The 22,235-nt window shown below is 56.2% G+C and carries 19 protein-coding genes; 4 read left to right on the forward strand and 15 right to left on the reverse strand.

The features are described 5' to 3' along the window. Positions 1-302 precede the first annotated feature (302 nt). From sucD to sdhC, 8 genes are all read right to left on the reverse strand, one after another. On the reverse strand, positions 303-1,172 hold the full coding sequence (gene sucD, locus ABR39_RS11650) for a succinate--CoA ligase subunit alpha (protein ID WP_008501094.1): 870 nt from the start codon (positions 1,170-1,172) through the stop codon (positions 303-305). Next, a complete protein-coding gene (gene sucC, locus ABR39_RS11655) occupies positions 1,172-2,338 on the reverse strand; it encodes an ADP-forming succinate--CoA ligase subunit beta (protein WP_047347067.1) in 1,167 nt (388 codons plus the stop codon). The genes sucD and sucC overlap by 1 nt, the downstream gene beginning before the upstream one ends. Before the next feature lie 96 nt (positions 2,339-2,434). Next, on the reverse strand, positions 2,435-3,655 hold the full coding sequence (gene odhB, locus ABR39_RS11660) for a 2-oxoglutarate dehydrogenase complex dihydrolipoyllysine-residue succinyltransferase (protein ID WP_047347068.1): 1,221 nt from the start codon (positions 3,653-3,655) through the stop codon (positions 2,435-2,437). A 14-nt stretch (positions 3,656-3,669) separates the two neighbouring features. Next, positions 3,670-6,477, reverse strand: a complete 2,808-nt coding sequence (sucA, locus tag ABR39_RS11665; RefSeq protein ID WP_047347069.1) for a 2-oxoglutarate dehydrogenase E1 component — start codon at positions 6,475-6,477, stop codon at positions 3,670-3,672. 223 nt (positions 6,478-6,700) lie between these two features. Further along, entirely contained in the window at positions 6,701-7,417 is a 717-nt protein-coding gene (gene sdhB / locus ABR39_RS11670; protein WP_008501090.1) for a succinate dehydrogenase iron-sulfur subunit SdhB, read from the reverse strand. A 15-nt stretch (positions 7,418-7,432) separates the two neighbouring features. Beyond that, positions 7,433-9,199, reverse strand: coding sequence for a succinate dehydrogenase flavoprotein subunit (sdhA, locus tag ABR39_RS11675; protein ID WP_003858619.1), 1,767 nt, complete (start codon positions 9,197-9,199; stop codon positions 7,433-7,435). After that, entirely contained in the window at positions 9,199-9,546 is a 348-nt protein-coding gene (gene sdhD / locus ABR39_RS11680; protein ID WP_008501088.1) for a succinate dehydrogenase membrane anchor subunit, read from the reverse strand. Before sdhD ends, sdhA begins: the two co-directional genes overlap by 1 nt. Further along, positions 9,540-9,944, reverse strand: coding sequence for a succinate dehydrogenase cytochrome b556 subunit (gene sdhC / locus ABR39_RS11685; protein WP_020684965.1), 405 nt, complete (start codon positions 9,942-9,944; stop codon positions 9,540-9,542). The genes sdhD and sdhC overlap by 7 nt, the downstream gene beginning before the upstream one ends. Positions 9,945-10,583: 639 nt before the next feature. Between sdhC and ABR39_RS11690 the strand changes: the two genes are divergently transcribed. Continuing rightward, positions 10,584-11,867, forward strand: coding sequence for a citrate synthase (locus ABR39_RS11690; RefSeq protein WP_047347070.1), 1,284 nt, complete (start codon positions 10,584-10,586; stop codon positions 11,865-11,867). Between the two features lie 98 nt (positions 11,868-11,965). On the opposite strand, the gene nei is transcribed toward ABR39_RS11690, so the two are convergent. From nei to ABR39_RS11725, 7 genes are all read right to left on the reverse strand, one after another. Beyond that, positions 11,966-12,757 carry an endonuclease VIII gene (nei, locus tag ABR39_RS11695; RefSeq protein WP_047347071.1) on the reverse strand — a complete coding sequence of 264 codons (792 nt, stop codon included), beginning with the start codon at positions 12,755-12,757 and terminating at the stop codon, positions 11,966-11,968. Between the two features lie 22 nt (positions 12,758-12,779). Next, positions 12,780-13,517, reverse strand: coding sequence for a 5-oxoprolinase subunit PxpA (pxpA, locus tag ABR39_RS11700; protein ID WP_047347072.1), 738 nt, complete (start codon positions 13,515-13,517; stop codon positions 12,780-12,782). After that, positions 13,504-14,436, reverse strand: a complete 933-nt coding sequence (gene pxpC / locus ABR39_RS11705) for a 5-oxoprolinase subunit PxpC (protein WP_047347073.1) — start codon at positions 14,434-14,436, stop codon at positions 13,504-13,506. Before pxpC ends, pxpA begins: the two co-directional genes overlap by 14 nt. Beyond that, positions 14,430-15,086 carry a 5-oxoprolinase subunit PxpB gene (gene pxpB / locus ABR39_RS11710; protein WP_047347074.1) on the reverse strand — a complete coding sequence of 219 codons (657 nt, stop codon included), beginning with the start codon at positions 15,084-15,086 and terminating at the stop codon, positions 14,430-14,432. The genes pxpC and pxpB overlap by 7 nt, the downstream gene beginning before the upstream one ends. Before the next feature lie 14 nt (positions 15,087-15,100). Then, on the reverse strand, positions 15,101-15,844 hold the full coding sequence (locus tag ABR39_RS11715) for a type 2 GTP cyclohydrolase I (RefSeq protein WP_047347384.1): 744 nt from the start codon (positions 15,842-15,844) through the stop codon (positions 15,101-15,103). 10 nt (positions 15,845-15,854) lie between these two features. Next, entirely contained in the window at positions 15,855-17,267 is a 1,413-nt protein-coding gene (gene phrB, locus ABR39_RS11720; protein WP_047347075.1) for a deoxyribodipyrimidine photo-lyase, read from the reverse strand. Positions 17,268-17,872: 605 nt separating this feature from the next. Next, the gene (locus ABR39_RS11725; RefSeq protein ID WP_014069366.1) at positions 17,873-18,079 is read right to left on the reverse strand and encodes a YbfA family protein; all 207 of its coding nucleotides are present in this window, start codon (positions 18,077-18,079) and stop codon (positions 17,873-17,875) included. A gap of 308 nt (positions 18,080-18,387) precedes the next feature. On the opposite strand from ABR39_RS11725, the gene kdpF reads away from it, so the two are divergent. Genes kdpF through kdpB form a run of 3 tightly spaced genes read left to right on the forward strand, consistent with a single transcriptional unit; the run spans position 18,388 to position 22,223 of the window. Then, positions 18,388-18,477, forward strand: coding sequence for a K(+)-transporting ATPase subunit F (gene kdpF / locus ABR39_RS24395; protein ID WP_014069365.1), 90 nt, complete (start codon positions 18,388-18,390; stop codon positions 18,475-18,477). After that, entirely contained in the window at positions 18,477-20,156 is a 1,680-nt protein-coding gene (gene kdpA / locus ABR39_RS11735; protein ID WP_047347077.1) for a potassium-transporting ATPase subunit KdpA, read from the forward strand. Before kdpF ends, kdpA begins: the two co-directional genes overlap by 1 nt. Positions 20,157-20,174: 18 nt before the next feature. After that, complete coding sequence (gene kdpB, locus ABR39_RS11740; protein ID WP_047347078.1) at positions 20,175-22,223, forward strand: potassium-transporting ATPase subunit KdpB; 2,049 nt, start codon at positions 20,175-20,177, stop codon at positions 22,221-22,223. Positions 22,224-22,235 lie beyond the last annotated feature (12 nt).

The following is a 22,235-nucleotide window of genomic DNA, read 5'->3' on the forward strand; positions in this document are numbered from 1 at the left end:
AGGCTAGGTTATCGAATAGAGTGCTTAATATAAACAGAAGTGATTTCTATTAACTCAGGCAGTGCGGAATGGCTGATTTATTCAGGACATAAATTTTAGTGCGTTTTACGTTTTTTTCCATCTGTTCTCTTTAAGTAAAATAAATAACAATAATTTTACCTTTTGGCTCTTACTAATTAACACCAATTTGTGACTATTTCATGATGTCCGGCACGTAAAAAAAGGCCGCTTTTCAGCGGCCAACCATGTCGAAACGGACATTTTTATACTGCAACGCCCCCCTTGCGGGGAGCAGAGAGGACTTACTTAATGATGGATTTCAGAGCTTCGCCGATATCCGCCAGGCTGCGAACGGTTTTCACACCTGCGGCTTCCAGCGCTGCAAATTTCTCATCAGCCGTACCTTTACCGCCGGCAATGATTGCGCCTGCGTGACCCATACGTTTACCTTTTGGTGCAGTCACGCCCGCGATGTAACCGACAACAGGCTTGGTCACGTGTTCTTTGATGTAAGCAGCCGCTTCTTCTTCAGCGCTACCACCGATCTCACCGATCATGACGATCGCTTCGGTCTGCGGATCTTCCTGGAACAGCTTCAGGATGTCGATAAAGTTAGAACCCGGGATTGGGTCACCGCCGATGCCCACACAGGTGGACTGGCCGAAACCGTAATCGGTAGTCTGCTTAACCGCTTCATAGGTCAGCGTACCGGAACGGGAAACGATGCCCACTTTGCCCGGCTTGTGAATGTGACCCGGCATGATGCCGATTTTGCATTCGCCCGGAGTGATAACGCCTGGGCAGTTCGGGCCGATCATGCGCACACCCGCTTCGTCCAGCTTCACTTTCACGGTCAGCATATCCAGCGTCGGGATGCCTTCAGTGATGGTGATGATCAGTTTGATACCCGCGTCGATCGCTTCCAGAATGGAGTCTTTGCAGAACGGTGCCGGAACGTAGATAACGGTCGCGGTTGCGCCCGTCGCTTCTACGGCTTCACGCACGGTGTTAAACACCGGCAGGCCCAGGTGCGTGGTGCCGCCTTTACCTGGCGTAACGCCGCCAACCATCTGCGTACCGTAGGCAATTGCCTGTTCGGAGTGGAAAGTCCCCTGGCTACCGGTGAAGCCCTGGCAGATAACCTTGGTATCTTTATTAATTAAAACTGACATTATTTCCCCTCCACTGCGGCAACAACCTGCTGAGCTGCATCCGTCAGACTTTTCGCTGCAATAATATTCAGGCCGCTGTCAGCCAGTTTTTTCGCGCCAAGTTCAGCGTTGTTACCTTCCAGACGTACGACAACCGGAACGTTAACGCCCACTTCTTCTACCGCACCGATGATACCGTCAGCAATCAGGTCGCAACGTACGATGCCGCCAAAGATGTTCACCAGAACAGCTTTTACGTTGTCGTCAGAGAGGATGATTTTGAACGCTTCGGTTACGCGCTCTTTGGTTGCGCCACCGCCTACGTCGAGGAAGTTCGCTGGCTCACCGCCGTGCAGCTTAACGATGTCCATGGTGCCCATTGCCAGGCCCGCGCCGTTAACCATGCAGCCGATGTTGCCATCCAGTGCAACGTAGTTAAGTTCCCACTGTGCAGCCTGCGCTTCACGCGGGTCTTCCTGTGACTGGTCGCGCATTTCGCGCAGATCGGACTGGCGGAACAGTGCGTTGCCGTCAGCGCCCAGCTTGCCGTCGAGGCAGATCAGGTCGCCCTGGGTGGTGATCACCAGCGGGTTAATCTCGATCAGCGCCAGATCGCGCTCCAGGAAGATATTTGCCAGACCCATGAAGATCTTGGTGAACTGCTGAACCAGCTTGCCTTCCAGACCCAGTTTAAACGCCAGCTCGCGACCCTGGTAAGGCATTGGGCCTGCCAGCGGATCGATAGCCACTTTGTGGATCAGGTGCGGGGTCTCTTCCGCCACTTTTTCAATTTCCACGCCGCCTTCGGTAGACGCCATGAACACTACGCGACGGGAGCTACGGTCAACGACCGCGCCGAGGTACAGTTCTTTAGCAATGTCGGTTGCCGCTTCCACCAGGATCTGGTTAACCGGCTGGCCGTTCGCATCCGTCTGATAGGTCACCAGACGTTTGCCGAGCCAATGTTCAGCAAAAGCGCGGATCTCTTCTTTGCTCTTAACAACCTTCACACCGCCCGCTTTACCACGGCCACCAGCGTGAACCTGACATTTAACTACCCAAGGGCCGGCACCGATTTTAGATGCAGCTTCTTCTGCTTCACGCGGGGTAGTACAGGCATAACCCACCGGAGCCGGTAAGCCATACCGGGCAAACAGCTGTTTGGCCTGATATTCATGTAAGTTCATGTGTTCTATCCATCCTTCAGGGTAATCGTTATCTTCAAACCTGTAGACCGGCGCGGTCTTTGTGCCGGTCTACAGGGCAGGTGATCCTAAAAGTAACTAGACGTCCAGCAGCAGACGCGTTGGATCTTCTAGCAGCTCTTTAATGGCTACCAGGAAGCCCACGGACTCGCGGCCGTCAATCAGGCGGTGGTCGTAAGAGAGCGCCAGGTACATCATTGGCAGGATCTCAACTTTACCGTCAACCGCCATAGGGCGATCTTTAATGGCATGCATACCCAGGATCGCGCTCTGCGGCGGGTTAATGATCGGGGTAGACATCAGTGAACCGAATACGCCGCCGTTGGTAATGGTGAAGTTACCTCCGGTCAGGTCGTCTACGGTCAGCTTGCCGTCGCGGCCTTTAACAGCCAGCTCTTTGATATTTTTCTCGATATCAGCCATACCCAGGGTATCGACATCGCGCAGAACCGGGGTTACCAGGCCACGTGGAGTAGAAACCGCCATGCTGACGTCGAAATAGTTGTGGTAAACCACGTCATCGCCATCAATAGACGCGTTCACTTCCGGATAGCGTTTCAGCGCTTCAACAACCGCTTTCACGTAGAAGGACATAAAGCCCAGACGGATACCGTGACGTTTTTCGAAGGCGTCACCGTACTGCTTACGCAGGTCCATGATTGGCTTCATGTTCACTTCGTTGAAGGTGGTCAGCATCGCGGTGGAGTTTTTCGCTTCCAGCAGACGCTCGGCCACACGCTTACGCAGGCGAGTCATTGGCACACGTTTTTCGCTGCGGGCGCCCAGAGCAGGCTGTGCTGCCGGTGCCGCCGCAGGGGCTTTCGCTTCTGCCTGAGCAGGCGCTTTCGCCAGATGTTTGTCGATGTCTTCGCGGGTCAGACGCCCCCCCACACCGGTGCCCTTGATGGCTGCCGGGTCAAGGCTGTGTTCAGCCAGCAGGCGACGGATCGCCGGGCTGAGCGCGTCGTTAGACTGTTCTTCCAGGGAAGCCTGCTGGCGCTGAGCCGGCGTAGAGGCTTTCTCTTCAGATTTCGCGCTGGACTCTTTGCCCGCGCTGTTGCCTTCGCGCAGGCGACCCAGGATCTGACGAGAGGTCACGGTCGTGCCTTCATCTTCCAGGACTGCATCCAGAATGCCATCCGCCGATGCCGGTACTTCCAGTACCACTTTGTCAGTTTCGATTTCTACCAGCACTTCATCGCGCTTAACGGCGTCGCCTGGTTTTTTGTGCCAGGTGGCGACGGTCGCATCTGCTACAGACTCAGGCAGGTCGGGAACAAGAATATCTACGCTACTCATTATGTATCCTTTAATTAATCGACGTTCAGCGCGTCATTGACCAGATCTTGTTGCTGCTTCTGGTGAACGGACATATACCCTACCGCCGGAGAGGCGGAGGCCGGGCGACCTGCGTAACGCAGGGCAGACCCAAATGGAATCACTTCACGGAAATGATGCTGGCTGCAGTACCATGCGCCCTGGTTAAGCGGCTCTTCCTGGCACCAGACAAAATCATGTACGTGAGCGTATTGTTTCAGCACTTCCTGCATCGCCTGATGCGGGAATGGATAAAGCTGTTCGATACGCACAATGGCGACATCTTTCTGATCGTTCTTGCGGCGCTGTTCCAGCAGGTCGTAATAAACCTTACCAGAACACATTACGACGCGCTTAACGCCCTTCGGATCCAGCTCGTCAATCTCACCGATAGCTGGCAGGAAGGTGCCGTTGGCCAGTTCATCCAGGCTGGAGACCGCCAGCGGATGACGCAGCAGGGATTTCGGCGACATCACCACCAGCGGACGACGCATACCGCGCAGCGCCTGACGACGCAGCATGTGGTACACCTGAGCCGGAGTGGACGGCACGCAGACCTGCATGTTCTGCTCAGCGCAGAGCTGCAGATAACGTTCCAGACGCGCGGAGGAGTGCTCCGGACCCTGGCCTTCATAACCGTGCGGCAGCAGCATTACCAGGCCACACATACGGCCCCACTTCTGCTCGCCGGAGGAGATGAACTGGTCGATAACCACCTGCGCACCGTTGGCGAAGTCGCCGAACTGCGCTTCCCAGATGGTCAGGGTGCGTGGTTCCGCAGTGGCGTAACCGTATTCGAATGCCAGTACCGCTTCTTCAGACAGCACGGAGTCCCAGACCTTGAACTGGCCCTGACCGTTGTGCACGTGCTGCAGCGGGGTGTAGGTTGAACCGTTGGACTGGTTATGAACAACCGCGTGACGGTGGAAGAAGGTACCGCGGCCCGCATCCTCACCGGACAGACGAACAGGGATGCCTTCGTCAACCAGCGTTGCATAAGCCAGCGTTTCTGCGCCGCCCCAGTCGAACAGCTTCTCACCTGCCGCCATGGACTGACGGTCAGCGTAGATTTTCGCCACGCGAGACTGCATCTCGATAGCGTCCGGTACGGTGCTGATGCGTTTAGCCAGTTCCTGCAGGCGCTTCATCTCAACCTTGTTCGGGTAGCTCTCATCCCACTCGTGGTTGAGGTACGGCGACCAGGTAAAGGAGTGCATGTTCATCGGGCGCAGCTCTTTCACTACGCATTCACCCGCATCCAGCGCGTCGCGGTAGAGGTTGACCATTTCGGTCGCATCTTCCAGCGTCGTCACCTTGTCGCTTTCCAGCTTGTCAGCATAGATTTTGCGCGGCGTCGGGTGTTTTTTGATTTTCTGATACATCAACGGCTGGGTTGCACTTGGCTCATCCGCTTCGTTGTGGCCGTGACGGCGGTAGCAGAACAGATCGATGAACACATCGCGTTTAAAGGTATTACGGTAGTCCAGCGCCAGGCGGGTCACGAAAGCAACGGCTTCCGGATCGTCCGCGTTAACGTGGAAGATCGGTGCCTGAACCATCTTACCGATGTCGGTGCAGTACGGAGTAGAACGCGCATCCAGCGGGTTAGAGGTAGTGAAGCCCACCTGGTTGTTGATTACAATGCGAACGGTACCGCCCACTTCATAACCACGCGCTTTCGACATGTTCAGGGTTTCCTGAACCACGCCCTGCCCTGTTACCGCCGCATCACCGTGGATGGTGATTGGCAGCACTTTGTTGCTGCTTGGCTCGTCCAGACGATCCAGACGCGCGCGCACGGAACCGATAACTACCGGGCTGACGATTTCCAGGTGCGACGGGTTAAACGCCAGCGCCAGGTGAACCAGACCGCCTTCGGTTTCGATATCCGACGAGAAGCCCATGTGGTACTTCACGTCGCCGGTGCCGAGGTGTTCTTTGTGTTTGCCCGCGAATTCGTCGAACAGGTCCTGCGGTTTTTTACCCAGCACGTTGACCAGTACGTTCAGACGACCACGGTGCGCCATGCCCAGTACCACTTCACGGGTACCGCTCTTGCCTGCGTGACGAATCAGCTCTTTCAGCATCGGTACCAGCGCATCGCCGCCTTCCAGCGAGAAGCGTTTTGCACCCGGGAATTTCGCGCCGAGATAACGCTCAAGGCCTTCCGCTGCGGTCAGTTCGTTCAGGAAGCGTTTTTTCTCGTCAGCCGAGAAGTTCGCGTGGCCCGCTACGGATTCGATACGCTGCTGGATCCAGCGTTTCTCTTCGGTAGAGGTAATGTGCATGTATTCCGCGCCGATGGAGCCGCAGTAGGTTTGCTTGAGCGCGTTAATCAGATCGCCCAGCTTCATCGTGTCTTTGCCGATGGCAAAGGAACCTACGTTAAAGCTTTCCTGGAAATCGGCCTCGGTCAGATCGTGATACGCCGGATCGAGATCGGCCACACGGTCTTGTTTCCACAGTCCCAGCGGATCGAGATTCGCATGCTGGTGACCGCGGAAGCGATAAGCGTTGATAAGCTGCAGGACTTTAACCTGCTTCGCATTGGTGTCAGGGTCGGAAATCGCAGAAGAGTAACGTGAGGCATCCTTCGCCAGACGACGGAAATAATCACGTGTTTTGGAATGGAATTGATCCGGTTTGACTCCCGTGCCAGGCAACTGCTGGAACATGGAACGCCAGTTTGCGTCCACTGAGTCAGGATCGGTTAAGAAGTCTTCATAGAGCTGTTCTATCCAGCTCTGGTTAGCACCAGAGAGGTAAGAAGAGTCCAGCCAGGCTTTCATTGCGCCGTTCTGCATCGTGATCCCTTAAGCATTTTTATGCTTACTTTCGCCGTAGAAACTACCACGCACACACCGTGTACGTGCCGGGGTTCACCTGCGAGCTCTTTTACTTTGGCCCGCGAAGGAACCTTTAGAAACTGTCTAGACTTCAGGGCAGTTTTTAAAGGTTTCTGCAATCTGTTCCCTCTCCCTTTGGGAGAGGGTTAGGGTGAGGGGAACAGCGCTCCCCTCTCACTACTTACGCACTGCGCTGCAGCAGCATCGACTTAATATGGCCGATGGCGCGCGTCGGGTTCAGCCCCTTCGGACACACACTGACGCAGTTCATGATGCTATGGCAGCGGAATACGCTGAAAGCGTCACTCAGTCCTTCCAGACGGCTGTCGGTTTCGGTGTCGCGGCTATCGATCAGGAAGCGATAGGCAGCCAGCAGACCGGCCGGGCCGATGAACTTGTCCGGGTTCCACCAGAACGACGGGCAGGACGTTGAACAACATGCACAGAGAATACACTCGTACAACCCATCGAGTTTTTCACGCTGCTCAGGAGACTGTAAGTGCTCGCGAGCGGGTGGATTTTGCCCATTATTCAATAAGTAAGGCTTAATCTTCTCATATTGTGCATAGAATTGCCCCATGTCTACCACCAAATCACGCACGACCGGCAGGCCTGGCAGAGGACGGATAACAATTTTCTGGCCAGGGCGCTGCAACGCTGAAATTGGCGTGATGCAGGCCAGGCCATTTTTGCCGTTCATGTTCACGCCGTCAGAGCCACACACCCCTTCACGGCAGGAGCGGCGGAACGACAGCGTCGGATCTTTTTCTTTCAGCTGGATTAAGGCATCCAGCAGCATCATGTCGCGACCTTCTTCCGCTTCCAGGGTGTAGTCCTGCATACGCGGAGCGTCATCAACATCCGGGTTATAACGATAAACTGAGAATTCGAGTTTCATTATCCTGTCTCCGCATTAGTAAGTACGAATCTTCGGCGGGAACGCCGGACGCAGTTTCGGTTCCATGTTGACGCTACGACGCGTCATGGTTTCCGACTCTGGCAGATACAGGGAATGGCACAGCCAGTTTTCGTCATCACGATCCGGGAAGTCGAAGCGGCTATGCGCGCCACGGCTTTCGGTACGGAAGTTTGCCGACATCGCGGTTGCGAACGCGGTTTCCATCAGGTTATCCAGTTCCAGGCACTCAACGCGCTGGGTGTTGAACTCGCTGGAGGTGTCGTCCAGACGGGCGTTTTTAAGACGCTCGCGGATCGCTTTCAGCTGCTCAAGACCTTTCGCCATCGCGTCGCCTTCGCGGAATACCGAGAAGTTGTGCTGCATGCATTCCTGCAGCGCTTTACGGATTTCCACCGGATCTTCGCCGTTACGGTTACCGTTCCAGCGGTTGAGGCGCTCAAGAGAGGCATCGATTTCGTCGTCGGTCGCATCACGCAGCGCGCCCTGCTCGGCAATGGATTCCTGCAGATGCAGACCCACCGCACGACCAAACACCACCAGGTCCAGCAGGGAGTTGCCGCCCAGACGGTTTGCACCGTGTACGGATACGCAGGCAATCTCGCCTACCGCGAACAGGCCAGGGATGACCACGTCTTCGCCCTGCTCGTTCACGGTCAGCGCCTGGCCGGTCACTTTGGTCGGAATACCGCCCATCATGTAGTGGCAGGTTGGGATAACCGGAATCGGCTCTTTCACCGGGTCGACGTGAGCGAAGGTGCGGGACAGCTCCAGAATGCCCGGCAGACGGGATTCCAGCACCTCTTTACCCAGATGGTCGAGTTTCAGCTTCGCGTGTGGACCCCACGGGCCGTCACATCCGCGGCCTTCACGGATTTCGATCATGATGGAACGCGCCACCACGTCACGACCCGCCAGGTCTTTCGCATTTGGGGCATAACGCTCCATGAAGCGCTCGCCGTGTTTGTTCAGCAGGTAGCCACCTTCACCACGGCAGCCTTCCGTCACCAGAACGCCTGCACCGGCGATACCGGTTGGGTGGAACTGCCACATCTCCATATCCTGCACCGGCACGCCAGCGCGGATTGCCATACCGACACCGTCACCGGTGTTGATGTGGGCGTTAGTGGTGGACTGATAAATACGGCCTGCCCCGCCGGTGGCCAGCACGGTTGCGCGGGCTTTGAAGTAAACCACTTCACCGGTTTCGATGCACAGCGCGGTACAACCTACCACTGCGCCATCGGCGTTTTTCACCAGATCCAGCGCGTACCACTCGGAGAAAATGGTGGTGTGGTTTTTCAGGTTCTGCTGATACAGCGTGTGCAGCAGCGCGTGACCGGTACGGTCAGCCGCTGCCGCGGTGCGTGCCGCCTGCTCGCCGCCGAAGTTTTTCGACTGGCCGCCAAACGGACGCTGATAGATGGTGCCATTTTCCAGACGGGAGAACGGCAGACCCATGTGATCCAGCTCCAGAATCGCTTCCGGGCCAGTCTTACACATATATTCGATGGCATCCTGGTCGCCGATGTAATCGGAACCTTTTACCGTGTCGTACATGTGCCATTCCCAGTTATCTTCATGGGAGTTACCCAGCGCAACGGTAATACCGCCCTGCGCAGACACGGTATGGGAACGGGTCGGGAAAACTTTTGAGAGCAGCGCACAGGTCTGGCCGCTCTGGGAAATTTGCAGTGCGGCACGCATACCTGCGCCACCCGCACCAATGACTACAGCATCAAATTCTCTGACTGGCAGTTTCATTACACACCCCACACCACAACGAATCCATAAATAACGTAAACCACCAGAGCAACAACAATGGCCAGCTGCAGAGGGAGGCGAATCGCCAGAGGTTTAACGTAATCGGTCAGCACCTGCCACATACCAATCCAGGCATGAATAAGGATGGAGAACAGCGCCAGCAGGGTGAACACTTTGGTGAAGGCAGATCCGAAGAACCCGCTCCAGATTTCCCACGTCAGCGTGCCGCTGGTCGCAAAGAAACCGATCATATAGATGATATAAAGGGTGAGAACGATGGCAGTAGCACGGACAAGAATGAAGTCATGTACGCCGTTGCGTCCTAATGCGGAGGCGTTGCTTACCATACGAGAACTCCTGCGAGAAGTGAAAGCACGACTGTAATCACAAATGAAATGTTAGCGGAGCGTTTCCCGGCTTCGAACGTTTCTTCCAGGTAGCCGAAGTCCATCAGCATATGGCGAACACCCACAACAACGTGGTACGCCAGCGCGGTCAGAATGCCCCACATGATGAATTTTACGAAGAAGCTGTTCATGATGGCAGAGGCCTGGAGGAATCCTTCAGGAGAAGAGAGGCTGGTGCCCAGTAACCACAGTAGAATACCGACCGCCACAAACGTAATCACACCGGATACACGGTGCAGAATGGACGCTATTGCTGTTACAGGGAACCGGATCGTTTTGAGATCCAGATTGACAGGTCTTTGTTTTTTCACATTTCTTATCATGAATAACGCCCACATGCTGTTCTTATTGTTTCCTTCCTCCGGACTGCGATGCGGGTCAAGCAGCGTTCCTTTTCTATAACTGCGCGTCATGCAAAACATTGCTTCCAAATGCTAAAACGACACGTTACAACGCTGGGTGGCTCGGGATTGCAGGGTGTTCCGGAGACCTGGCGGCAGTATAGGCCGTTCACAAAATCATTACAATTAACCTACATACAGTTTGTCGGGTTTTCTCTGGAACAGTGATCAGGGTCACGATAACAACATCTTTTTAATTTTTAATCATCTGATTTGACAAATGTTAAACAATATTGTTACAAACGTCATCAGAAAAGGCATATAATGCTCAAAAGTTATGAGGTCTCTCTTTCACCTGACAAATAGTTATGTAACAGTGTGATGGTATTGACCGAAGTTATCAGGACAGTTATTAGTGATATACAGGTTTGAATAATTCGGACTGCAAAAACGCTGATTTGCTGTTGTTTCACTGATATTTCATTCGTTTACCTGCAAGGCGCCATAGCTCTGTACCCTGGTTTGTCCTCGTGAGCTGAGCGGTAAGCCAAATAACAATCTGGTAACGGTGATTAACAGCTGAAAGCAAATCCGGTAAAGCGCAGTCTTAAGCATAAGGCGCTAAGGAGACCGTAAATGGCTGATACAAAGGCAAAACTCACCCTAAATGGTGATGATGCTATTGAACTGGATGTGCTAAAAGGCACGCTCGGTCAGGATGTTATTGATATCCGTACGCTGGGTTCTAAAGGGGTTTTCACCTTTGACCCAGGATTTACCTCTACCGCATCTTGCGAATCCAAAATCACCTACATTGACGGTGACGAAGGTATCCTGCTCCATCGCGGCTTCCCCATCGATCAGTTAGCCACCGAATCCAACTATCTGGAAGTGTGCTACATCCTGCTGAACGGCGAAAAACCGACGCAGGCGCAATACGATGAATTCAAAACCACCGTGACCCGTCACACCATGATCCATGAGCAGATTACCCGTCTGTTCCATGCGTTCCGTCGTGACTCTCACCCGATGGCGGTGATGTGCGGTATTACCGGTGCGCTGGCGGCGTTCTACCACGACTCCCTTGACGTGAATAACCCACGTCACCGCGATATCGCGGCGTTCCGCCTGCTGTCCAAAATGCCAACCATGGCGGCGATGTGTTACAAATACTCCATCGGCCAGCCGTTTGTGTATCCACGTAACGACCTCTCCTACGCGGGTAACTTCCTGCGCATGATGTTCTCCACGCCGTGCGAAGAGTACGAAGTGAATCCGGTGCTGGAACGCGCGATGGACCGTATTCTGATCCTGCACGCTGACCACGAACAGAACGCCTCGACCTCCACCGTCCGTACCGCAGGCTCTTCAGGCGCGAACCCGTTCGCCTGTATCGCTGCGGGCATCGCCTCCCTGTGGGGACCGGCGCACGGTGGCGCGAACGAAGCGGCACTGAAGATGCTGGAAGAGATCAGCACCGTTGAGCACATTCCTGAGTTCGTGCGTCGCGCGAAAGACAAGAATGACTCCTTCCGCCTGATGGGCTTCGGTCATCGTGTTTACAAAAACTACGACCCGCGCGCGACCGTCATGCGTGAGACCTGCCACGAAGTGCTGAAAGAGCTGGGTACCAAAGATGACCTGCTGGAAGTGGCGATGGAACTTGAGCACATCGCGCTGAACGACCCGTACTTCATCGAGAAGAAACTCTACCCGAACGTCGATTTCTACTCCGGTATCATCCTGAAAGCGATGGGTATTCCGTCTTCCATGTTCACCGTGATCTTCGCGATGGCGCGTACCGTAGGCTGGATTGCGCACTGGAACGAAATGCACAGCGAAGGCATGAAAATTGCTCGCCCTCGTCAGCTGTACACCGGCTACGAGCAGCGTGATTTTAAGTCTGATATTAAGCGCTAAAAGACATTGGGTGTGGCCTGATGCCCTCACCCCGGCCCTCTCCCACAGGGAGAGGGTGAAAATATTAAAAACGGTAACCTCAGGGTTACCGTTTTCTTTTATTTCTGACAGTGCGGACACCAGTAAAACGGTCGTGAAGAGAGCATTATCCTGTCGATAATGCCGCCGCACCTTTCGCATTTCTTTCCCGCCCGATGAAACACCTTAAAGCGGAACAGCGCCCCGTGATGCGTGTTCTCATCCACCACGCCGCGCGTGTTATAGGATAGCCGCGGAATATCCAGCAGCGCGTGGGACAGCGCCTCCAGCTGTTCATCGCTTAACTGAGACGCTTTGTGCTGCGGTGCCAGCCCCACTTCCCACAGAATTTCTACCCGCAGATAGTTACCCAGCCCTGCCAGGAACGCCTGATCGAGCAGTAATCCGGAAAATTGCCGGTTGCGGAATTTGGGGGATAACAAGCGGGCTTTAACATCGCTCGCCGTCAGGCGCATATCCAGCACATCCGGCCCGACCCGCTGTAAGAACGGGTGAGTAAGCAGTTGCTCCGGGGTTAACATTTCAATATCCGACGCGCTGTAAAGCAGAATTGCTTTATCCGCCGTCTGCAGCCTGACGCGCAGCACGCGGTTGGTTTGCGGCTGCTCGTCCGCGTTAACCACTCGCCAGACGCCGTAAAGCTGGTTATGGCTATATAACGTCAGGTTATGGGAAAAGTGCGTAAGCAACGCCTTCCCGCGCGTTTCAATATGCGTCACCGTTTGGCCCACCAGCTGGGCTTCAAACGCTTTCAGTTGAGGAAAAGCAAACCAGACATCCGTCAGGGTTTTGCCCTTTATCGCCGCCTCGAGGCTATCCGCTGCGCGGCGGATCTCCGGGCCTTCAGGCATTTTTCTGTCCTTATCGTGAGTGTCAGGCGCTGACGAGGATCCCCTGCTCTGCAAAGGCCGCCCGTAAGCGGCGCGCGAACTGCAGCGCATGCTCGCCATCACCGTGTAAACAAACCGTATCCGCCTGCACGCTGGCCGTAGAGCCATCCGTCGCGTTGACCGTGCCCTCCCGCACCATCTGAAGCGTCTGCGCCAGCGCCTGAGATGCATAGGTGATTAACGCGCCGGGCTGGGTCCTCGGGACCAGGCTGCCATCGGGCAAATATCCTCTGTCCGCAAACACTTCCTGACGCGTGGTTAACCCCAGACGCTGCCCGGCGCGGATAAGCTCGCTACCCGCCAGGCCAACCAGTATCAGCTGCGGGTTGCAATCCCGTACCGCGCGGGCAATGGCGTCAGCAAGAGCGGGATCTTTCGCCGCCTGATTGTAGAGCATGCCGTGCGGCTTCACGTGGCGTAACACGCCCTGCTGGGCTCGCACAATCGCTTCCAGCGCGCCAATCTGGTACAGCATCTGGGCGTAGACCGTCTCCGGCGGCAGGTTCATCGCGGTGCGGCCAAAGTTTTCCCGGTCGGGAAAGCTCGGATGAGCGCCAATCGCTACGCCGTTTTTAAGGGCATTGCGCACGCTCTCCAGCATGATCCGCGCATCACCCGCGTGAAAGCCGCAGGCGATATTGACCGAGGAGACCAGGGTCATCAGCTCGGCATCCGCGCTGCCGCCCTCGCCCAAGTCGGCGTTTAAATCAATCTTTACCATCGAGCCTCCACGCCAGCTGTTCCAGGTAGCGCTGCCGATCCTGACGCGCCTTCAGCGCCTCCTCCAGCGAACATTGCACGAAGTGGATCGGCTGTCCCAGGGGAATTTGCGCCAGATGGTAACGATCGGCCTCAATAATGCAGGCAATACGCGGATAACCGCCCGTCGTCTGCGCATCGTTCATCAACACAATAGGTTGACCATTACCCGGCACCTGAATGACGCCGGGCAACAACCCGTGGGAAAGCAATTCTCGGTCCGTCGTACGGGTCAGCGGCTGTCCCTGCAGGCGATATCCCATGCGGTTACTTTGCGGGCTAAGCTTCCACGGCGAACGCCAGAAGGACTCTTTAGAGGCCTCGTCAAATTCATGATATTCCGGCCCCGGCAGGGCGCGGATCTGGTTCCCCCAGAGGAGCTGCTTCACGCCCTGAGCCGTCGAGAAGTGGCGCGCAGAGGGCCCGATCGCCAGACGATCGCCATCCTGCAACAGGCGTCCTTCGTGGCCGCCAATACCGGCTTTCTGATCGGTACTGGATGAGCCCAGCACCTCCGGCACGTCAATCCCGCCCGCAACCGCAAGATAGCTGCGTACACCGTGCAGAGGGCGCTTAAGCGTTAAACGCTGCCCGGCTTTCGCCCGCAGCCGCCAGCCGGTCCAGACCGCTTTGCCATCAAGCGTGGCATCGCACCCGGCGCCGGTTAACGCAAACCAGGTCTCGTGGCTAAACTCAATGACACACTGCCCCAGCGTAATTTCGAGCGCCGCCGTATTGCCGGGGTTGCCCACCAGCACGTTAGCAATCTCCAGCGCGGGCCTGTCCAGCGCGCCACAGTAGCTCACGCCGGACTGGCGCATGCCAAAGCGGCCCGCATCCTGAACGGAGGTGTAAAGCCCGGCGCGAATAAGCGTTAACATACGCCCTCCTTCTGCGGGATAAAGCGGAGGGTATCGCCAGGACGCAGGAGGACCGGCGATGCCTGCCCGGGTTCAAATAACGGCGTGGACGTGTGTCCGATAAGCTGCCAGCCGCCAGGCGAAGCCAGTGGATAAATGCCGGTCTGTTCGCCACCAATTGCGACGGTGCCTGCCGGCACGCTCAGGCGCGGCTCCGCGCGACGCGGCGTATGCAGCCTCGGGGAAAGCCCGCCAAGATACGGAAAGCCCGGCTGAAACCCTAAAAACCAGACCACGTAATCAACGGAGGCGTGCAGCTCAACAACCTGCTTTTCCGTTAACCCGCAGTGCTCGGCGACCACGGAGAGATCGGGCCCCTGCGCACCACCGTACACCACCGGGATCTCAATCGTTCTGGAGTCAGGCTCCAGCGCCTCACTCTCTTCCCACCAGCGCTGCAAGCGTTCGATGGCATCCAGAGCCAGCGTATGCGGGCTACGCAGCACGACGGTAATGTTATTCATGCCCGGAATGGCCTCAACCACTTCAGGCATATCGGCCAGACGCTGGGTCAGCCGCCAGATACGCTTTTGCGTAGCCAGCGTAACGGGCGGCTCCAGCTCCAGTACCACTGCGGTTTCGCCCAGAAGATAACAACGCGCTCGCTGCACTTAACTACCTCTCATCAGGCCGGATTAGGGATATCAATAAAGGTCACATCCAGATCGGTATTTTCCGTCAGCCATTCGCTGAGGGCGCGAATGCCGCCACGCTCCGTGGCATGGTGCCCTGCGGCGTAGAAATGGAGCCCCTGCTCGCGGGCGGAGTGAACCGTCTGCTCCGAGACTTCGCCTGTAATAAACGCGTCTACACCGAAGCGCGCGGCGCTATCGATAAAGCCCTGCCCGCCCCCGGTGCACCAGGCAACACGCTTCACCAGTTCCGGTCCGGTATCGCCGCACCACAGAGGACGACGCCCGAGGCGCGCTTCGATCCATGAGGCCAGCTCCAGCCCCGGAACCGGCATCGCCAGTTCGCCCCACGGCACCAGCGGCTCAATTTCGCCCATCACGGTAATTCCAAGTAACTGCGCCAGCTGAACGTTGTTACCGAGCTCCGGGTGCGCATCCAGCGGCAGGTGGTAGCCGTACAGGTTGATGTCATTTGCCAGCAGCGTTTTCAGGCGGTTGCGCTTCATGCCGCGAATAATCGGCGATTCGTTTTTCCAGAAATAACCGTGGTGGACAATCACCGCGTCGGCGTCCTGACGAACAGCCTCGTCCAGCAGCGCCTGGCTTGCCGTCACGCCAGTGATAATTTTTTGCACCGTCTCACGTCCTTCAACCTGAAGCCCGTTCGGGCCGTAATCGCTGAAGGCGGTACTGTTCAGTTTTTCGTTGATCAGGCTTTCCAGTTCGCTATTTTTCATCATCACTCTCTCAAGCTTTGCGGGCGGCTTCATAGGCCGCCAGCGTGGCGACGCGCGCCTGTTTATGGTCAACAATCGGACGGGGATAATCGAGCTTCACGCCCTGTTTATCCGCCCATGTCCACGGGTCGTGGATCGCTTTCGCAGGAACATTCCTGAGCGCGGGCAGCCAGCGGCGAATGAAGTCACCGTCTGCGTCAAATTTTTGCCCCTGGGTGGTGGGATTAAAAATCCGGAAATAGGGAGCCGCATCGGTGCCGGTCGAGGCGGCCCACTGCCAGCCGCCGTTGTTCGCCGCCAGATCGCCATCGATCAGCTGAGAAATAAAATAGCGCTCCCCGGCACGCCAGTCGATAAGCAGATCTTTCACCAGGAAGCTGGCGGTAATCATCCGCAGACGGTTGTGCATCCACCCGGTTTCATTTAGCTGACGCATCGCGGCGTCCACAATGGGGTAGCCCGTTTCACCTTTCTGCCACGCCTGGAAGAGCGCCTCATCGTGCTGCCATGTTACGTTATCGGTCCACGAAATGAATGGCCGATGTTTACATAAATCAGGGTGATACGTCATCAGATGGCGATAGAACTCGCGCCAGATCAGCTCGTTAAGCCACACCGACCCGGGCCCGCCGTCCAGCGCCTGAGGCTGCTCGGCCAGCAGACGATGCAAACACTGGCGAGGAGAGAGCACGCCCAACGCCAGGCACGCGGATAAACGGCTGGTCCCTTCAATGGCCGGGAAATCCCTGCGCGCGTCATACTCACCCGCGCCCTGTTTGCAAAACTGGCGCAGCTTCGCGATAGCAGATTTCTCGTCGGCGGGGAACAGAAGCGCATCGAACGCCGCCTGGGGATAATTAAACGTCAGTTCCGGCAGGTCCGTTAACGCCTCCCCCCGAACTGCGGGCGCGGCCACGCACTCCGGCAGCGCCTCTTTAAGACGTTTAACAAAGGCGTTTTTAAAGGGCGTAAACACCTTGTACATCTCATGATTGCCTGTCATAACGCTGCCCGGCGCCAGCATTACGCTGTCATCAAAGCCCTGGCACTGCACGTCTTTCAGCGTTGCCTCCAGCTGGCGATCCCGCTGGCGCTCGTTCAGTTCGTACTGATAGTTATAAAAAAGATGCGTGACCTGGTGCTGCTGGCACACCTCCTGCACCGCCAGAAGCTGCGCGGCAAAGTCACTGACCTCTTTATAAATCAACGGAATGCCTTTTTCGGCAAGCGAGCATTGCAGTTCATTCAGATGCGAGTTGAGATAAGCGGCCTGTCGGGGCGCCATATCATGCTGCTGCCATTGTCCGGGCGTGGCGATAAACAGCGCCAGCACCCTGGCATCCTGAGAGCGGCAGGCAGCCGCAAGAGCGATGTTGTCATGCACGCGCAGGTCCGCGCGAAACCAAACCAGATGGGTGGGCATAAAACTCCAGGCAAATATCCATTATGTCCGTAAGGGCACGCCACCAAAGGAAAAAGCGGCGGGCTTTTAATGTACTTTGCCATGAAGTGTAGACGGGATGAAATAAAAAAGGCCGCCCGAGGCGGCCTTAACGCTACTTGTCCTGCGCTATCGTGGTCAATGCAACAAACCCGGTCGGTTCATCACGCTTAACAACAAGTACGCTGGCGACAATGAACGCAATGCATATATAGCGTTTCATTATGCGGTCCCTGCAGCTAACCGCTCCACCGTTCACCACCGGTGATAAGTCGGTGGACACAAGCCCTGTGTGGAGCCTGACTCACGGTTGTGGAAATACCTCTCCCGTGACCGGTGCCCATTTGCGAGATGGCGGAAAGGGACGCTGCATAGTAATCTCCGCGCGAACGAAGCGTAATCCATTGAAATTGTTTTTAAGAATATATTTAGGATCTAAGCGTTTGAATCTTCAGCTTGCAGAAGTATGCTTGAAAACCTCTGTGTGAGAGCTTGATAAACCACCCAACGGACCGCGAATCCTGAGGGACAAAAAAACCGCCACATTACTGTTGGCGGTTTTTTTATTGCTGCGTGTAGTCTTCGTATCAGTAAAAATCGCAGGTCGCTTTCTCGGCCTGGTCCATCCATACCGGCTTCTCGCTGGTTTTCGCCCATACGCGGTGCAGATAGCTGTAAAAACGTGCACGATCTTTCCAGAACAGCATCACCGGCAGAGCCAGCACGCCAGCCACTACGGCGAAAGTGCGACGCATGAACACGATATGAGCCGGATACTCTTTATAAAGATCCATATTTTCTCCCCTATAGTTGGCCGGAAACGTCATCCGGAAAATTCAAAATCTGTGACCTGGCTAAAATAATATCGCTTTGTTTGTAATTTTACTACTCATCCGACCACTTATTTTCGCCCGTTTAGTGAAAATTTACATTCACGCCGTAACTAAGTTACAAAAAAGTTAACGATTTACTTATCAATAGTTAAATTGTGGGCTTTCTCATTTTTATACTTTTTTTACACCCGCCCTTCTCATTTTTGCGAAATCTTTGCGCCATAAATCCTACCGTTAGCACAACAACAAAAGTCACCCGGAGGTGGATTGTGAGTGCAGGTCTTATTGCCGGCATCGTGCTGGTGTTCCTGTTACTGGGCTATCTGGTTTATGCCCTGATTAATGCGGAGGCATTCTGATGGCTGCTCAGGCGTTTTTGCTTATCGCCAGCTTCTTAGTGGTCCTGTTCGTCCTGGCCCGGCCACTGGGAACAGGGCTGGCACGGCTTATCAACAACGTCCCCTTGCCCGGCACGGGAAGCGTTGAGAAAGGGATCTGGCGCGTGCTGGGGATACGCGATCGGGAGATGAACTGGCGCGAATATCTGCTAGCCATTCTGCTGCTGAATATCGTTGGGCTGATTGCGCTTTTTGCCATGCTGATGCTGCAGGGCAGCCTGCCGCTGAACCCGCAACAATTACCGGGCTTGTCCTGGCATCTTGCGCTGAACACGGCGGTCAGTTTTGTCTCCAACACCAACTGGCAGTCCTATTCCGGTGAAACCACGCTGAGCTACTTCAGCCAGATGGCCGGCTTAACCGTGCAAAACTTCCTCTCTGCCGCCAGCGGTATCGCGGTGATCTTCGCGCTGACGCGCGCGTTTGCCCGCCAGAAAGTCAGTACGCTGGGCAATGCCTGGGTGGATCTGACGCGCATAACGCTGTGGATCCTGCTGCCAATTGCGCTGCTAATCGCGCTGTTCTTTATTCAGCAAGGCACCCTGCAAAACCTGCTGCCCTACGCACCTTATACCTCGCTGGAAGGGGCAAAACAGCTTCTGCCGATGGGGCCAGTCGCGTCTCAGGAAGCCATCAAGATGCTCGGGACGAACGGTGGGGGCTTCTTTAACGCCAACTCGTCGCATCCGTTTGAAAACCCTACCGCACTGACCAATTTTGTGCAGATGCTGGCCATTTTCCTGATCCCCGCCGCGCTCTGCTTTGCCTTCGGTGACGTGGTCAACGATCGCCGTCAGGGGCGCACTCTGCTCTGGACGATGTCGCTTATCTTTGTGGTCTGTGCCGCACTGGTGATGTGGGCCGAATGGCAGGGTAATCCGCACTTCCTCTCGCTGGGCGCCGATAGCGCGATCAACATGGAAGGTAAAGAGAGCCGCTTCGGCATTCTCGCCAGCAGCCTGTATGCGGTGGTCACCACAGCGGCCTCGTGCGGCGCAGTCAATGCCATGCACGATTCCTTTACGGCACTGGGGGGCATGATCCCGATGTGGCTGATGCAGATTGGCGAGGTGGTGTTTGGCGGCGTGGGCTCCGGTCTTTACGGCATGCTGCTGTTCGTGCTGCTGGCGGTGTTTATTGCCGGTCTCATGATTGGCCGCACCCCGGAATACCTGGGTAAAAAAATCGACGTTCGCGAAATGAAATTAACCGCGCTGGCGATTCTGGTCACCCCTGCCCTTGTGCTGCTCGGCACCGCGCTGGCGCTGATGACCGAGGCAGGACGCAGCGGCATCTTTAACCCGGGCATTCACGGTTTTAGCGAAGTGCTGTATGCCGTCTCCTCGGCCGCCAACAACAATGGTAGCGCCTTTGCAGGCTTAAGCGCCAACTCACCGTTCTGGAACTGTCTGCTGGCGTTCTGCATGTTTGTGGGTCGCTTCGGGATCATTGTGCCGGTCATGGCGATTGCCGGATCGCTGGTGAATAAAAAAATTCAACCGACCACCACCGGAACATTGCCGACCCACGGCGCGCTGTTTATCGGCCTGCTGACGGGCACCGTGTTGCTGGTCGGCGCCCTGACCTTTATCCCCGCCCTCGCGTTAGGCCCGGTCGCGGAATACCTCTCTTTACGCTGATTTTGCGGAGAAATTGTCATGAGTCGTAAACAACTGGCCCTGTTCGAACCGTCATTAGTTCGCCAGGCGCTCATGGACGCGGTGAAAAAGCTGAGCCCGCGCGTGCAGTGGCACAACCCGGTGATGTTTATCGTCTGGGCGGGAAGCGTCCTGACCACCGCCCTGGCAATTGCCATGGGAACGGGCCACATGCCGGGAAACGCGATGTTTACCGCCGCCATCAGCCTGTGGCTGTGGTTTACCGTGCTGTTCGCCAACTTTGCAGAAGCGCTGGCGGAAGGCCGGAGTAAAGCACAGGCCAACAGCCTGAAAGGGGTGAAAAAAACCGCCTTCGCACGCAAGTTACGTGAGCCGAAATACGGCGCGCAGATGGATCACGTTCCGGCGGATGAACTGCGTAAAGGCGATGTGGTGCTGGTGGAAGCCGGTGACATTATCCCTTGCGACGGGGAAGTTATTGAAGGGGGCGCATCGGTGGACGAAAGCGCTATTACCGGGGAATCCGCGCCGGTTATCCGTGAATCCGGCGGCGATTTCGCCTCCGTGACGGGCGGGACGCGCATTCTCTCCGACTGGCTGGTGATCCAGTGCAGCGTTAACCCGGGTGAAACCTTCCTCGACAGGATGATCGCTATGGTGGAAGGCGCGCAGCGTCGCAAAACGCCAAACGAAATCGCGCTGACCATCCTGCTGGTGGCGCTGACCATCGTCTTCCTGCTGGCCACCGCGACGCTGTGGCCGTTCTCCGCCTATGGCGGCACCGCGGTCACCATCACTGTTCTGGTGGCTCTGCTGGTCTGCCTGATCCCAACCACCATTGGCGGCCTGCTGTCTGCCATCGGCGTGGCCGGGATGAGCCGCATGCTTGGTGCTAACGTCATCGCCACCAGCGGGCGTGCGGTGGAAGCAGCCGGTGACGTGGATGTCTTGCTGCTGGATAAAACCGGGACCATTACCCTCGGCAACCGCCAGGCGTCAGATTTCTTACCCGCCCCGGGCGTGGATGAAAAAACGCTGGCGGATGCGGCACAGCTCTCCTCCCTTGCCGATGAAACCCCGGAAGGCCGCAGCATTGTGGTTCTCGCCAAGCAGCGCTTTAACCTGCGCCAGCGCGACGTTCAGAGCCTGCACGCCACTTTCGTGCCCTTCACGGCGCAAACCCGCATGAGCGGCATTAACATTCAGGATCGCATGATCCGTAAAGGCTCTGTCGATGCCATCCGTCGCCACATTGAGGCCAACACTGGCCACTTCCCACCGGAAGTGGACAGCCTGGTCGAGAGCGTGGCCCGTCAGGGGGCAACGCCGCTGGTGGTGGCCGAGGGTGCTCGCGTGCTCGGAGTGATCGCCCTGAAGGATATCGTCAAAGGCGGCATCAAAGAGCGCTTTGCCCAGCTGCGTAAAATGGGGATCAAAACGGTGATGATCACCGGGGACAACCGTCTTACCGCAGCGGCGATTGCCGCCGAAGCGGGCGTGGATGATTTTCTTTCCGAAGCAACGCCGGAAGCCAAGCTGGCATTGATTCGTCAGTATCAGGCGGAAGGCCGTCTGGTGGCGATGACCGGTGACGGTACCAACGATGCCCCAGCCCTCGCGCAGGCCGACGTGGCGGTAGCGATGAACTCCGGTACGCAGGCCGCAAAAGAGGCGGGCAACATGGTTGACCTCGACTCCAACCCGACCAAGCTGATTGAAGTGGTACACATCGGTAAGCAGATGCTGATGACGCGCGGTTCGCTGACCACGTTCAGCATCGCCAACGACGTGGCGAAGTATTTCGCCATCATTCCGGCCGCGTTTGCCGCGACCTATCCGCAATTAAACGCGCTGAACGTGATGCACCTGCACTCTCCGTCCTCGGCCATTCTCAGTGCGGTGATTTTTAACGCCCTGATTATTGTCTTCCTGATCCCGCTGGCGCTGAAGGGCGTGAGCTATAAGCCGCTCACCGCCGCCGCCATGCTGCGCCGCAACCTGTGGATCTACGGCCTCGGCGGGCTGGTGGTGCCTTTCATCGGTATCAAGGTTATCGACCTGCTGTTGACGCTGTTTGGCCTGGTTTAAAAGGTGAATCAA

This window comes from Enterobacter genomosp. O, from assembly GCF_001022965.1.
GTDB classification, from domain to species: domain Bacteria; phylum Pseudomonadota; class Gammaproteobacteria; order Enterobacterales; family Enterobacteriaceae; genus Enterobacter; species Enterobacter cloacae_L.